Raw genomic sequence first — 12,623 nt, forward strand, 5'->3', positions numbered from 1 at the left:
GGCGTCTGTGACCACCTCTCGGCCCTGGGCGCCTTCCTGATCACATTGGAAAGGAGCCTATCATGTACAAACGCGTTCTTACCGCCGCCCTGCTCTTTGGGATGGCCTGCACCGGACCCCCGGCATGGGCCTTGACCTGCGCCCCTCGTGAGGCGCTGGTGGCGCGGCTGACATCGGAATACGCCGAAACGCTGACCGCGCGAGGGTTGCAGAATGGCGCGGCCCTGATCGAAGTATGGTCTTCGGCGGAGAAAGGCAGCTTTACCATCCTGCTGACCCGCCCGGACGGAATCAGCTGCGTGATGTCTGCCGGCACTCACTGGATGATGGAAAAGCCGACGGTCGCCACGGATGGGGTTGCGGGCTGAAGCCCCGGCGGCAAAGGCCGGTTTCTGCGACCTGCCCCAGCTGGAGGGCTATCGCGCCAACATCCGCAGGCCCTGCGTCACGTCCGACCGCACGGCCAATCGCAGACCAGGCTCATCCCCCGCGCGCAATGCGGCGATGATCAGCCGGTGAAACTGCGGCGGTTCGGTGCGCCGCAACCGCCCATACAGCGCGCGCATCGTCGGCCCCATCTGCAACCAGACCGTTTCGGCCATGGCCAGCATCGCCGGTGCCTGCGCGCGCAGGTAAAGGGTGCGATGAAACTCAAGGTTCGTGCGGATATAGCTCACCGCGTCCCGCTGCGCGACAGCCTCACCCACCGCGTTGTTGATGGTCTGTAGCCGTTCGATCAGCGCCAGATGCGCGCGCGGCAGGGCGCGGCTCGCCAGTTCAACCTCGATCAGGGCGCGCAGAGCGGCCAGTTCCTCGATCCGGTCACTGGACAATTCCGGCGTGGAAATCCGCCCCGAGGTCGACATCGTCAGCGCCCCCTCTGCGGCCAGGCGGCGCACCGCCTCGCGGGCAGGCGTCATCGACACGCCGTATTCCTTGCCGATGCCACGCAGGGTCAGCGCCTGGCCGGGCGGCAGATCGCCGTGCATGATCCGGCTGCGCATCCGTCGATAGACACGGTCATGGGCTGGCGGCGTGGCCTCTGCAGAGCGGGGGTTCAGGTTCATGGTTTCGGTGTGATCACAAATTTCCACGCGGTCAAGTGGTTTGAAGGTGCCACAAGTCTCTGGATCAGAACCGGTAACGGTGCAGGCCGCCACCGTGGGTACGCAACCAACGCCGGGGCGGCTCATAATCGCCGTAAAGCCGGGTGACCTCTGCCCAGAAGGCGGGGGAGTGGTTCATCTGCGCCAGATGCGCGACCTCATGTGCGGCGACATAGTTGAGCACTTCGGGCGGTGTCATGATCAACCGCCAGGAAAACATCAGCCCCCCGTCGCTGGTGCATGACCCCCAGCGGGACCGCGTATCCCGCAGGGTCAGACGGCTGTACCCCAGGCCAAGCTGCGCGGCATAGGCATCGCTGGCCTCGGCCAGCCGATCCCGCGCCACCAGCTTGAGATGGCTGGCCAACCGCGCGCCCACGCGATCCTCCGGCCCCGGCACGGCGATGATATCTGTCCCGATCTGCACACGTCGCCCCTGCCCCCTGACCACCTTGAGCATCTGACCGGCCACTGGCACCTCGGCCCCCGGCATCACCTGAAGGTCTTCTCCACGCGCGTCCAGATGTTTGCGAATCCATCCTTCCTTGCTGCGCGCGAAATCCAGCGCCTCCCGCTCTGCCAGCCGTTTCGGCAGCGTCAGCGTGACCCGTCCGTCAAGCTGCGAAATGCGCAGCGAAATACGCTTTGCCCGTGCGGAACGACGCAGGATCAGGGGAATAGGCGGATCGCCGGACAGGACAGGATCGCTCATCAATCGGACTCAATCAGAACACGGGGCTAAAGCCTTTGACAGTCTCCCCCTCATATGGCACTTGCCCTGAATCATCTACACGCAAACGCAATTTTCAGAAGGGGTGTTCCATGCCCAACGAAGAATGGGGAACCAAGCGCCTGTGCCCCACAACGGGCAAGCGCTTCTACGACCTCAACAAGGATCCGATCGTCAGCCCCTACACGGGCGAAGTGCTTGAGATCGACGCATCCAAGTCGCGCATGATCGCAGCCGACGCCGAGGATGCCGAAACAGCCAAGGCCAAGAAGGCCGAAGTCGAAGACGATGTAATCCTGGACGATGACGATGATGTCGATGTCGACCTGGATGACGATATCCTGGACGATGACGACGACGATGATGACACGGTGCCGCTGGACGACATCGCGGATGTGGCATCTAACGACGACGACTAAACCTTTTGCGGCGGCGGGAATGGATTTTCCACTTGATCCCGCCCCCGCTTGCGCCTAATCACGCACCACCAAACGGACCGCAAACAAGACGCGGACCTGAATGGGGCATTAGCTCAGCTGGGAGAGCGCCTGCATGGCATGCAGGAGGTCAGCGGTTCGATCCCGCTATGCTCCACCATTTCCTTTTTGAAAAAGCACCAGACAGGTCTGCCTTTTGCGGCTGGGGATTTGCCTCTGCCGCGCAGACGGGTGCTGTTTTTCCTGTCGAATAAGAAGTTGGCCCATGCCCGACCATTTCTCGTCGCGACGGTACACCGAGGATTCTGAATTTCGGCAGTTCCGCCCGTGCACTGGACGCCGCCATTCAGGGCCATGGCGTCGCCATCGTCCCGACCTTCATGATAGAGGCAGAGATCCACGCCGGACACCTCAAGCAGATCTGGCACCCCTCCGCGCCATCGGGCGAATTCCTGGTCCTGTTCTGGGCCAGGCACCATGAACGCGACACATCCCTGCGGCAAACGGTATCCTGGGTATCTCGGAATTCGGGTTAGATGCAGCCACGGTCACGGCATCACACCCCGCCAGGTTGCCATTGGCCCCGCCCAAAGACCCAGATTGCACCCTTGCCCCATTCCCAGCTAAAAGGGCCTGTCCCCGTGCAAGGCACCCGATGAAACCCCTGACCCTCACCTCGCTTGCCGAACTGGCCGACCTGACAGTCGATACCATCATCGACGTGCGCGCCCCTGCGGAATTTGCCGAAGATCATGTGCCCGGTGCCATCAACCTGCCGGTGCTGAACGACGCGGAACGCGCCGACGTTGGCACAAGGTACAAACACGCCTCGCCTTTCTCTGCGCGCAAGATCGGTGCGGCGCTGGTGGCACGCAATACAGCGGCACACCTTGACGGTCCGCTTGCAGACAAGGACGGCGGCTGGCAGCCACTGGTCTATTGCTGGCGCGGCGGGCAACGCTCCGGTGCATTCGCCACCATCCTCGACCAGGTCGGCTGGCGCGTCACGTTGCTGCAAGGCGGCTATCGCAGCTATCGGCGGCTTGTTGTTGATGCGCTCTACGACAGGCCCCTGCCGCACCGGATCACATTGGTCAGTGGCGGAACCGGCACCGCCAAGACAGAGATGTTGCGCCACCTGCAGGCGGCAGGCGCGCAAGTGTTGGACCTTGAAGGGCTGGCCCAGCATCGCGGCTCCCTTTTCGGCGCGACAGAGGAGACACAGCCCAGCCAGAAGATGTTCGAGAGCCGCATCGCCAACGCCCTTGGCCAACTTGACCCCGCCCGCCTGACATGGGTGGAGGCCGAAAGCAGCAAGGTCGGCAACCGGATCATCCCGCCCGCGCTCTGGGCCGCGATGTGCGCAGCGCAGCGGGTCGAGATCAAGGCCCCCCTGCACGCCCGCGCGACCTACCTTTGCAGCGCATATGCGGACCTGACAGAAGACCTCGACCGCCTGCACCGCCAGATTGATCACCTGCGGCCCTATCACGCGGCCAAACTGATCGCACATTGGCAAGACCAGGCCGATACCGGCGACTTTGTTGCACTGGCCCAAGGGCTGGTGCAGGCGCATTACGACCCGCGCTATGAAAAGGCCGCTGCATCCTCTCCTGCGCCGATGCGCCAGCTTGATCTGCCCGATCTTGAGGCGGCGACGCTGCGCGCGGCGGCAGCCCGGCTGACCGCCGACGTCACGTGACCCGCAGCGCGCCCCCACCGGGCGACATCCGTCCGATCAAATGGCCATCGCATCCCTGCGCGGCAAGGGCTATCAGCGTCGCCTCCGCCGCTGCTTCCGGCACGGCTGCCAGCAGCCCCCCGGCGGTCTGCGGATCGAACAGCAACGGATCGGCGCGCCCGCTCACCGGCGCATTCGCCCGGTTTGCCGCCATCAGGGATGATGCGACGCCGGCCCCGGACAGGGCCTGCGCGCCCGCATAGTAAGGCACCCTGTCGCCCCAGATCTCCACATCCAGACCAGAAGCCGCACCCATCGCCGCAAGATGCCCGGCCAGCCCAAAGCCGGTCACATCCGTCATCGCATGGGCCACCCGCGCCAGAACCGTGGCCTCGCGATGCTGGGGCCGCGCCATGACCGCCAGTGCGGCCGCCAGATCGCGGCCATCGGCCAGCCCGGCCATGTCAGCGGCCAGCAGCACGCCCGACCCGACCGGACGGGTCAGGATCAGCAGATCCCCCGACTGCGCGCCCCCTTGCGTCAGCGGCATGTCGTCCCGCAGGCCCGTGACGGTGAACCCCAGTGTCAGCTCCGCCCCCATGGTGGTATGGCCCCCGACCAGCTGTGCGCCCACTTCGGCCAACACCTCCTGCGTTGCCTGCGTGATCTCTGCCAGGGTCCGCGCCTGCATCTGAGCCGACATCTGCGGCAGGATGATCGACGACAACACGGCCTGCGGTGTCGCCCCCATCGCCCAGACGTCCCCCAACGCATGCACCGCCGCGATGCGCGCCATCAGATGGGGGTCTTCGATAAAAGCCCGCAGATGGTCGGCGCTGATCACCTGGAACCCCCCGTTGGGCTGCCGCAGGATCGCGGCATCATCGCCGGGTCCGGTGACGACCTCGTTGCCTCCTTGGCCGATCTGCGCCAACACGCCGCCCAGCACACCGCCATCGACCTTGGCACCGCAGCCGCCACAGAGCGGCTTTGCCGCCAGCGCCTCGGCCACGCCCTGCGCCACAGGGCCGCTCACCCTGGGCTGCGGCATCAACGGCAGCGTGCTTAGCCGGTCCATGAACGCCTTGTCGATCCGGTCCTTCCAGCGCCACATCCAGGGGGCGGAGACTGCCAGCCCGAACTTCTCTGCCAGTGCCGACCGGCCTCCAAGCGAAATCAATTTGAGATAATGTTTCTGCGGCCGAAAAGCCCGCCGACGTCCCGCCCCCAGCGCCGAGCGCAGGTTGTCATGTAACACCGGTGCGGCGCGCACGGCAAAAACCCCGGCCTTGGGCCGCGGGGCATGGACCATCTCGGCACAATCGCCCACGGCAAAGAGCCTGCTGTCACCCAGGACCCCAAGGTCCGGCCCCACCTTTATGAAACCGTCGCGCTGCGGCAGATCGGTCCCGGCGATCCATTCCTGGGCAAAGGCACCCGCCGCCCCGACGCAAAACCGCGCCGGCACGCTGCTGCCGTCTTCAAGCACCACGCGCTCTGCTTCGATCCGCGCCACCTGCACGCCGGTCCGCAAGACAACACCCAGCCCGCGCATGGCAGACAGCAACTGCCTGCGCGCCCGGTCTCCCACGCGGGATACTTCTGTCCCGGCCTCGATCACCGTCACCTGCGGCCTGGCACCGGCTTCACGCAGGGCATGGGCCATGGCCATGGACAATTCGCACCCCGCCACACCGCCTCCAATCACAACCACCTCGGGCGCAACCGCACCCGCCGCGACGCGCTCCAGAAAGGCCCGCCAGCGCGCGGCATAGGCATCCAGCGGCTTGGCCCCGACCGCATGATCGGCAAATCCCGGCACATCCATCTGCGCGGTGATCCCGACATCTATACTGGCCACGTCATACCCCACCGGCCCGCGCCCCGCGACACGGACCTGCCGCGCCGTCCGGTCGATCGCGTCAACCCGGCCCAGGATCAGCCGCGCGCCTGCGTGGCGACACAACCTGCCCAGGTCGATCTCCAGTTCATCGCGCCCGTAATGCCCCGCCACATGCCCCGGCAACATGCCGGTGTAGGGTGCCGTCGGACCGGGGTTGATCACCGTCACCCGCACCCCCGGCAAAGGGTCCATCCCCCAGGCCCGCAACACCAGCGCGTGCGCATGCCCGCCACCCACCAGCACCAGGTCACGGGTCAGGGGCACCGCGTTCAACACCCGTCTTGTCTTTTCTTTTTGGCCATAAATATTCCCGGGGAGTTTGAGGGGCAGCGCCCCTCATCAGCAAAAATGGATCGAATGCGGCGCAGCCGCTCCTGTTCCTAACAGCGCATCCTGCCCATCGCTAATGAAAATCCCGCGACTTGGGGATCACCCGCACATCGCGCGGATGCCGCCGCCCGCCGACCTGCCCCGGTATCGGATACGTCACCTCGTCGCCCCGGACAAAGGCCTGCGGCAGCTCTTCGTCCGCCAGCCCGTCCAGCCGCGCGGTCCGGTTCTCCAGCCGGTCTGCCACCACATGGATGACCCGCCCATCCGTCTGCACCCGACCATGCACCACCATCAATCGCGCCGACATGATCACCGGGCGGAACTGCTCGAAAAGCTTGGGCCAGATCACCAGGTTGGCCACCCCTGCCTCATCCTCCAGCGTGATGAAACAAACCCCCTTGGCGCTGCCGGGCTTCTGCCGCACCAGCACCAGCCCCGCCAGCGACACCCTTTGCCCATGCCGCATCGACGGCAATTGATCGGTGCAGGAGAACCCCTGCCGCCGCAGGCTGGCCCGGAAAAAGGACATCGGATGCGCCTTCAGCGACAGCCGCAGCGTCTGGTAATCCGCCACCACATGCTCCGTGCTTGGCATCCGGGGCAGGGCCACCACCGGCTCGGCCCCCTCGTCACCCGCTGCCGCATGGGCAAAGATCGGCAGATCGGGCGCATCCTTCAACCCCTGCGCCTGCCACAGCCCCTGCCGCCGGTCTATCCCCAAGGAGCGCATGGCATCCGCCGCCGCCAGCCTGCGCACAGTACCCCGATCCAGCCGCGCCCGTGTTTTCAGTTCCGCCACATCGGCAAAGGGCACATCCCGCACCGCCCCGATCCGCTGGCCTGCCGCCTCGCGCATCCCGTCCACCTGCCGGAACCCCAGCCGCAGGGCAAAACCCTCCCCGCAGGGTTCCAGCGTGCAATCCCAACCGGAATAATTCACATCCACTCCGCGCACCTCGACCCCATGCTCGCGCGCATCCCGCACGATCTGCGCGGGTGCATAAAACCCCATGGGCTGCGCATTCAGCAGCGCACAGGCAAAGGCCGCCGGATAATGGCACTTCATCCAGGACGACACATAGACCAGCTTGGCGAAACTCGCCGCATGGCTCTCGGGAAAGCCGTAATCGCCGAACCCCTTGATCTGGTCGAAACACCGCCGCGCGAAATCCTCGTCATAGCCGCGCTTGACCATCCGGCCCACCATCTTGTTCTGCAGGGTCTCGATGGTGCCGCGCGACCGGAAGGTCGCCATCGCCTTGCGCAACTCATTCGCCTCCCTGGCGGAGAACTGCGCCGCATCAATGGCGATCTTCATCGCCTGCTCCTGAAAGATCGGCACCCCCAAGGTGCGGCCAAGGATCTTAAGAAGTTCATCCTGCGGATGTTGCGGCCCTGGTGCCGGATAGCTGACTCCTTCAATCCCCTGCCGTCGCCGCAGGAACGGATGCACCATGTCGCCCTGGATCGGTCCGGGCCGCACGATTGCCACTTCGATCACCAGGTCATAGAAGGTGCGCGGACGCAGCTTGGGCAGCATCGCCATCTGCGCCCGGCTCTCCACCTGAAACACACCAAGGCTGTCGCCGGCGCAGAGCATGTCATAGGTTGCCGCATCATCCGACGGGACGCTGGCCAGATCGTGATCGACCCCGTGATGCGCCCGCATCAGGTCAAAGCATTTGGCAATGCAGGTCAGCATCCCCAGCGCCAGAATATCGACCTTGAAAATCCCCAGCGCGTCGATGTCGTCCTTGTCCCACTCGATAAAGGACCGTTCCGGCATCGCGCCATTGCCGATCGGCACCATCTCGGTCAGGGGCCGCTCGGTCAGAATGAAACCGCCCACATGCTGGCTCAGATGCCGCGGCATGCCGGTCATCTCGCGGGCCAGGGCGATCACCCTGCGCAGATAGGGGTCCGACAGGTCCAGCCCTGCCTCCTTGACCCGGCCCTCGGCCATCTCGGCCTCGAAACTGCCCCAGACTGTGCCCGCCAGCCGCGCCGTCACATCCTCGCTCAACCCCATCGCCTTGCCGACCTCGCGAATGGCAGAGCGGGGGCGATAATGGATCACGGTGGCACAAAGCCCCGCCCGGTCGCGCCCGTATTTGGCATACATGTACTGGATCACCTCCTCGCGCCGGGCATGTTCGAAATCCACGTCGATGTCGGGCGGCTCATCGCGCTCCTCGCTCAGGAAACGCTCGAACAGCACGTCATGCTCCTCGGGGTCCACCGCCGTGATCCCGAGGCAGAAGCACACCGCCGAATTGGCCGCCGACCCGCGCCCCTGGCACAGGATCGGCGGCTGCGCCTCCTCGCGGGCAAAGCGCACGATGTCGTTGATGGTCAGGAAATACCGCGCGATCTTCTTTGATCGGATCAGCGCGAATTCCTTTTCGATGATCCCCCTGATCCGCGCCGACACACCGTCGGGATAGCGCCGCGCGGCCCCCTCCCATGTCAGCTTTTCCAGAGCCTCCTGCGCGGTCAGGCCCGCCACCTCGATCTCATGGGGATATTCGTAGCGCAGGTCATCCAGCGAAAAGCTGCAGGCATCCGCCACCGCCCGCGTGGCGCGGATCGCCTCAGGCCAGGCGGCGAACAGGCGGCACATCTCGCCCGGCGACTTCAGGTAACGCTCCGCATTGGCCTCCAGCGCGAAACCGGCCCGCGCAATGGTGGTGCCCTCGCGAATGCAGGTCATCACATCCTGAAGCGGCCGCCGCTGCGGCGCATGATAAAGCACGTCGTTGGTCGCCAGCAGCCCCAGGCCATGCGCCCGCGCGACCCCCTCCAGCCGGGCGATACGCGCCACATCGTCCCCGCGATAGAGATAGGCCGCGCCGACGTACCGCATCCCCGGCAGGGCCCGCACCAGCCGCGCCAACCCCGCCTCGAACAGGTCCAGCCGCTCGGGCGGCATCACGATCAACTCCAGCCCCTCGGCATGGGCGGCCAGCATCTCCAGCGTCAGGTGGGTCTCACCCTTTTCCTGCCAACCGCCCTCCAGATCCGCCATCTTGCCCTTGCTCAGCAAGGTGGAGAGCCGGGCATAGGCCGCCACGTCACGCGGATAGGCCAGCAGATGCGTGCCGCACATCAGGACCAACCGCGCCCCGATCACCGGGCGCACCCTGGCCTTCTTTGCCTCGGTATGGACCCGGACAACCCCCGCCAGCGTGTTGTGATCCGTCACACCCATGGCGTCATAGCCCAGCAGATTCGCCGTCGCCGTCAGGTCCACCGCATCCGATGCCGCCCGCAAAAAGGAAAAGCAACTCGCCAGCCCCAGTTCCACATAGGGTGCCGGATCATGCCGCCGAAACGGGTCCTCCGCCTCAAGCGTGCGCCGCTTATGACCATCCTGCTGCGGCATTCACGCCTCCCGCGCCAGAACCTCGCGGTCTGCCGTCCTTTCTTTTTGGCTCAAAATATCCCTGCACTGCCGCCCGACCCGCAGATGCCCCCACGGGCAAACCATCACGGGAAAATCCCATGCAGAAACCAATGCGGATCGCCGCCGCGCCCGTCCCCCAGTATCCCCTCGCGGAACAGCCAGAAGCGTCGCCCGTCCGTGACCTCGACCTTGTAATAATCCCGCAGCCGGGTGCCGGGCCGGTCGCGCCACCATTCCGGCGCGATCCGTTCCGGCCCCTCGTGCCGCGCGGTCAGATAGGCCACCCGCCGCCATCGAAACCGCGCCGGCGGGCCCTCTGGCACGGCATAAAGCACCGCAATCTCCTCGGGCTGGACCAACAGCCGCAAAGGACGCTCGCGCATCAGCACCGGGGCCTCGCGCATGATAGATCCCAGCGCGGGCACCTGCGCCTCCACCCGCTCGGGCAGATGGCTCTCCACCCAGTTGGACCAGGTGACCTTGCCCGGTCCCAGCCGGGCCGCCAGCCGATCCAGCAGCGCCGCCACGTCCCGGCCCGCATCGCGCTGCCCATCCAGCCTGTCCTGATGCAGCGCCAGCGGTTCCACCGCCAGCGCCTCCAGCGTCAACAGGTCAAACCCGAAACCGGGGTCGATCCCCTCGGTCTTGCCGCTCAGCAACCGCAACAGATGCGCCGGATCGCGGCTGGCCTGTGCCAAGGCCACATCGCGGCTGCGCCATTCCCCATCCACCCGGTAGATCGTCAGCCGCAACCGCCGCGCGCCGCGCTCGGCCCGCGCCAGTTGCGCGCAGAGGTCCGACGCCAGCGCATCAAGATGCGGCACCGGGTCGATCACCGGCTCGGCCAGCCGTGCCCGCACCAGCCAGCGCGGCACCTCTGCCGGGGCGTTCAGCGGATCGCTTTGCCGGCCCAGCGCGCGGTCCAGCAGCACCAGCGGGTTGATGTCCCCGGCCAGCCGGTCGAACCGCCGCATCAGCGCCACCCGTGGCACCTGCATCAGCGCGCCCAGCGTCTTGAGACCCAGCCGCGTCAGCAAACGCACCGTATCCTCTTCCAGCCGCAGCGCCGCCACCGGCAGGGGGGCCAGCGCCACCTCAAGGTCCTGCGGCCCGCAGATCACCTGCCCCGCACCGTGCCGCGCCAGCATCCGTGCGGCGCCCCGCGTGGGGGCCAGGGCCAGCCGCGCCGACAGCCCCTGCATCCGGAACCGCACCGCCATATCGCGCAGCATCGCGCGCTCGCCCCCGAAAAGATGCGCCGCGCCGGTTACATCCATCACGATCCCCGAGGTGCCGTCACGTACCGTCCAGGGGCACCAGCGCCGCGCCCATTGCGCCACCCGGTCCAGCAGTGCGACATCGCCCTGCGGGTCGGCCTGCTCCACATGCAGATCGGGGTGGATCGCCTGCACATCGACCACCCGCGCCCCCCATGCGATGCCACGCTGCACCGCACAGGCGCTCAGCGCATGGATGACCGGCCCGTGCCTGCCCTGGATGGCCAGCACCACCGGCACCTCATCCCCCGGCAAACTGCGCTGCTGCGCCGTGATCCTGCGCCATCGGTCCATCGCCAGATCGGGGAACCAGACAAAGACGATCCGCGCGCCCTGCGGCACGGGGGTCACAAGACGCCTCCCACACCCCCGGTGCCCGGCCGCGCGCGCGAAACAGATCGGCCTCCCACCGGGGATCGCCAGGGGCCTGCGGGTTCCACAGATGCCGGGCGGAGGGCAGCGAATGCAGCCGCCAGCGTTCGCGCGCCGCCGACAGCGCACCGTGATCGCCCGACCTGATCAGCCAGATCGGCACCTTTGCCGCCTCTGCCCGCAGCGCCAGCCGCTTGGTCGCGGTAAAGCTCAGCACCTCGGGTGCGCCGTGGATCTCGCCCACAACGGCGGACAGGCCCGCGCATCCCGCCGCTTCCTCCATCGTCCAGAGCACATCGCGCGGATGATTGACCTCGACCCGCAGGATCGGCGCACGCACCCCGAAGCCGCGCAGCGCAGGCCCGTAAAGCTGCCCGTTCTCGCGCCGCGCCATCCGGTCGCTGACCCACAGCACCGGGTCCGTGCTGTCGGGCAGGGCCGCCAGGACAAAACCCGTCACAGCCGCATCGAACGGCCCGCCCGCCAGCACGTCGCGCAGCACGGCGGCATCCGCCGCACCCGCCTTTCCGGGGGCTGCAACGGGTTGGATCAGATGTTTGTCCGACAGGGCAATCACCTGCCCAAGAGGAGAATCGGGTGGCATGCATCCCTCCATTGTTCATGTTTTGTTCTAATTGAAAAGCCCCCCAGACACCAGCAAACTTTCGGCGCTTCCCTCAGAAAAACGGCAAGGTCCGGCCAGGCATCGCACAACGGACCGGCCATGGGCGCTTGCGCCCCATCGCCCGACCAGTACCATTTTTTCGAAGTTTACGAACGCGAGGCCAGCATCGACCGCGAGTGCGCGATCAGCTTGTCGAGCATCATGTCAAAGCTCTCCACTTCCGCCAGGCTCAGGGGCTCCAGAACCTTCTCATTCCGGTCGAGGACATGCGCCATGACCCGATCATACAAAGCGAGCCCGGTCGAGGTCAGCTTCAGCGCCACCGCGCGCCCGTCATGCGGGTCGGTGGTATCGACGACCAGAAACTTGGCGGTAAGTTGCTTGATCACCCTGCTCAGCTGGCTCTTGTCCATCAACAGGATATCGGCAACATCGCCGGCCCGCACAGGTTGATGCGATTTGACCACCGCCAGCACACGCCACGCTGTAAGGCTTACCTGGAACAACTCCTCGGACCAGCCACTTGCGGACCGGCCTCCGATCGCTTCCAGAGTATGCAATTTGAACGTGATGACATCCTCAATTCCGGTGACCACAGGATGTTTCCCGCGCGGCACCTCGAATGCACCCGAAGTGTCAAAGTCATTTGACATTGCTTGCCTCCACCATGAGCAATCCGAATATAATGGACAATATCCATTACATTCAAGGGAAAATGCACAAACGCCCCTGTTTCGACGTTGAAAAGAACCCCAT

11 protein-coding genes and 1 tRNA gene are annotated in these 12,623 nt (G+C 65.8%); 5 read left to right on the forward strand and 7 right to left on the reverse strand.

Features of this window, described 5'->3' with window-relative positions; genetic code table 11:
- The first annotated feature begins 62 nt into the window (after nucleotides 1-62).
- Nucleotides 63-368: a hypothetical protein gene (locus A8B82_RS03370; protein ID WP_067288172.1), complete on the forward strand. Its 306-nt coding sequence runs from the start codon at nucleotides 63-65 to the stop codon at nucleotides 366-368.
- Nucleotides 369-416: 48 nt separating this feature from the next.
- Here the strand turns inward: A8B82_RS03370 and A8B82_RS03375 are convergent, their stop codons facing one another.
- Both A8B82_RS03375 and A8B82_RS03380 read right to left on the reverse strand, forming a co-directional pair.
- The gene (locus tag A8B82_RS03375; RefSeq protein ID WP_067288662.1) at nucleotides 417-1,067 is read right to left on the reverse strand and encodes a GntR family transcriptional regulator; all 651 of its coding nucleotides are present in this window, start codon (nucleotides 1,065-1,067) and stop codon (nucleotides 417-419) included.
- 64 nt (nucleotides 1,068-1,131) lie between these two features.
- Complete coding sequence (locus A8B82_RS03380) at nucleotides 1,132-1,818, reverse strand: M48 family metallopeptidase (protein ID WP_067288175.1); 687 nt, start codon at nucleotides 1,816-1,818, stop codon at nucleotides 1,132-1,134.
- Nucleotides 1,819-1,928: 110 nt separating this feature from the next.
- On the opposite strand from A8B82_RS03380, the gene A8B82_RS03385 reads away from it, so the two are divergent.
- The 4 genes from A8B82_RS03385 (at nucleotide 1,929) to mnmH (ending at nucleotide 3,975) form a co-directional block, all read left to right on the forward strand.
- Nucleotides 1,929-2,255, forward strand: a complete 327-nt coding sequence (locus tag A8B82_RS03385) for a TIGR02300 family protein (protein ID WP_067288178.1) — start codon at nucleotides 1,929-1,931, stop codon at nucleotides 2,253-2,255.
- Nucleotides 2,256-2,357: 102 nt separating this feature from the next.
- A tRNA-Ala gene (locus A8B82_RS03390) sits at nucleotides 2,358-2,433 on the forward strand.
- Between the two features lie 142 nt (nucleotides 2,434-2,575).
- Nucleotides 2,576-2,809, forward strand: coding sequence for a LysR substrate-binding domain-containing protein (locus A8B82_RS24740; RefSeq protein WP_443069328.1), 234 nt, complete (start codon nucleotides 2,576-2,578; stop codon nucleotides 2,807-2,809).
- A 119-nt stretch (nucleotides 2,810-2,928) separates the two neighbouring features.
- Nucleotides 2,929-3,975 carry a tRNA 2-selenouridine(34) synthase MnmH gene (gene mnmH, locus A8B82_RS03395; protein ID WP_067288181.1) on the forward strand — a complete coding sequence of 349 codons (1,047 nt, stop codon included), beginning with the start codon at nucleotides 2,929-2,931 and terminating at the stop codon, nucleotides 3,973-3,975.
- Here the strand turns inward: mnmH and selD are convergent.
- The 5 genes from selD to A8B82_RS03420 all read right to left on the reverse strand — a co-directional run bounded on the left by selD (nucleotide 3,968) and on the right by A8B82_RS03420 (nucleotide 12,520).
- Entirely contained in the window at nucleotides 3,968-6,133 is a 2,166-nt protein-coding gene (gene selD / locus A8B82_RS03400; protein WP_067288184.1) for a selenide, water dikinase SelD, read from the reverse strand. The genes mnmH and selD overlap by 8 nt on opposite strands.
- A 127-nt stretch (nucleotides 6,134-6,260) precedes the next feature.
- The gene (locus tag A8B82_RS03405) at nucleotides 6,261-9,572 is read right to left on the reverse strand and encodes an error-prone DNA polymerase (RefSeq protein WP_067288187.1); all 3,312 of its coding nucleotides are present in this window, start codon (nucleotides 9,570-9,572) and stop codon (nucleotides 6,261-6,263) included.
- A 104-nt stretch (nucleotides 9,573-9,676) separates the two neighbouring features.
- Nucleotides 9,677-11,164 carry a Y-family DNA polymerase gene (locus tag A8B82_RS03410; protein ID WP_067288190.1) on the reverse strand — a complete coding sequence of 496 codons (1,488 nt, stop codon included), beginning with the start codon at nucleotides 11,162-11,164 and terminating at the stop codon, nucleotides 9,677-9,679.
- The gene (locus A8B82_RS03415; RefSeq protein ID WP_067288193.1) at nucleotides 11,112-11,846 is read right to left on the reverse strand and encodes an ImuA family protein; all 735 of its coding nucleotides are present in this window, start codon (nucleotides 11,844-11,846) and stop codon (nucleotides 11,112-11,114) included. Before A8B82_RS03415 ends, A8B82_RS03410 begins: the two co-directional genes overlap by 53 nt.
- A 167-nt stretch (nucleotides 11,847-12,013) precedes the next feature.
- On the reverse strand, nucleotides 12,014-12,520 hold the full coding sequence (locus tag A8B82_RS03420; protein WP_067288196.1) for a MarR family winged helix-turn-helix transcriptional regulator: 507 nt from the start codon (nucleotides 12,518-12,520) through the stop codon (nucleotides 12,014-12,016).
- Nucleotides 12,521-12,623: the final 103 nt, after the last annotated feature.

It is taken from the genome of Sulfitobacter sp. EhC04, assembly GCF_001650875.1.
Taxonomy (GTDB): Bacteria; Pseudomonadota; Alphaproteobacteria; order Rhodobacterales; family Rhodobacteraceae; genus Sulfitobacter.

Bases quoted from the DNA above. Each gene is read 5' to 3' on its own strand.
- A8B82_RS03420 (WP_067288196.1), bottom strand. From the start codon at position 12,520: ATGTCAAATGACTTTGACACTTCGGGTGCATTCGAGGTGCCGCGCGGG.
- A8B82_RS03410 (WP_067288190.1), bottom strand. From the start codon at position 11,164: ATGGACCGATGGCGCAGGATCACGGCGCAGCAGCGCAGTTTGCCGGGG.
- A8B82_RS03415 (WP_067288193.1), bottom strand. From the start codon at position 11,846: ATGCCACCCGATTCTCCTCTTGGGCAGGTGATTGCCCTGTCGGACAAA.
- A8B82_RS03370 (WP_067288172.1), top strand. From the start codon at position 63: ATGTACAAACGCGTTCTTACCGCCGCCCTGCTCTTTGGGATGGCCTGC.
- mnmH (WP_067288181.1), top strand. From the start codon at position 2,929: ATGAAACCCCTGACCCTCACCTCGCTTGCCGAACTGGCCGACCTGACA.
- A8B82_RS03385 (WP_067288178.1), top strand. From the start codon at position 1,929: ATGCCCAACGAAGAATGGGGAACCAAGCGCCTGTGCCCCACAACGGGC.
- A8B82_RS03380 (WP_067288175.1), bottom strand. From the start codon at position 1,818: ATGAGCGATCCTGTCCTGTCCGGCGATCCGCCTATTCCCCTGATCCTG.
- A8B82_RS03375 (WP_067288662.1), bottom strand. From the start codon at position 1,067: ATGAACCTGAACCCCCGCTCTGCAGAGGCCACGCCGCCAGCCCATGAC.
- A8B82_RS03405 (WP_067288187.1), bottom strand. From the start codon at position 9,572: ATGCCGCAGCAGGATGGTCATAAGCGGCGCACGCTTGAGGCGGAGGAC.